This window comes from Pantoea sp. SIMBA_079, assembly GCF_046940275.1.
In the GTDB taxonomy this organism is placed as follows: domain Bacteria; phylum Pseudomonadota; class Gammaproteobacteria; order Enterobacterales; family Enterobacteriaceae; genus Pantoea; species Pantoea borealis.
In genome coordinates this window covers 1-545 of the sequence record NZ_JAWRYR010000043.1, presented here as the reverse complement: position 1 = coordinate 545, position 545 = coordinate 1, and the positions used below count along the sequence as shown (strand labels likewise).

The following is a 545-nucleotide window of genomic DNA, read 5'->3' as shown; positions in this document are numbered from 1 at the left end:
TCTGCATCGTTCCACATATTCTGTGCGCGGAACGTGACCGGATGAACGCGGTTAGCGGACACGTGACAGTGAACGTTGTCGGTATCTTTATGAATGGCGGCAACGTACTGATGATCTGCCATCCCCAGCTGCGCCATGCTGTAGCGCACTGAGGTGAAGACGGCGTCAGGAGAAGGGTTTTCATCGCTCTGCCACGAGAGGATAAAGTGATAAACCGCATCCTTGCAGTGGCGGTTCTGCATCGCGGTCATGTTCATTTCTGACGCTGCGGCTTCAAGCGAAAAGCAGTTGGTTTCGCACAGCACTTCACCTGAAAGCACGCGCTGAATGCCCTCAGGTGAAATGCTGATAATTTCAGAAACGGGCGATACGTTTTTACGGCCCACGTAGTCAACGAGCTGGCCAAAGCCCGGAGTCGCCGTATGACCGGCATCCGGAGTATGCGCAGGCTCAGGCTTAACCTGCTCGGCATTTTTGTTTTCTTCGCGCGTGCTGACGTATTCAACGAGCTTTCTGAAGCTGGTCTTTTTGTCGCGACGTTTTGG

General features: G+C 53.6%; 1 protein-coding gene. It reads right to left on the bottom strand.

Features of this window, described 5'->3' with window-relative positions; translation table 11 throughout:
* On the bottom strand, positions 1–545 hold a 545-nt coding region (locus SB719_RS18990; RefSeq protein ID WP_412159582.1), incomplete at both ends, for a relaxase/mobilization nuclease domain-containing protein.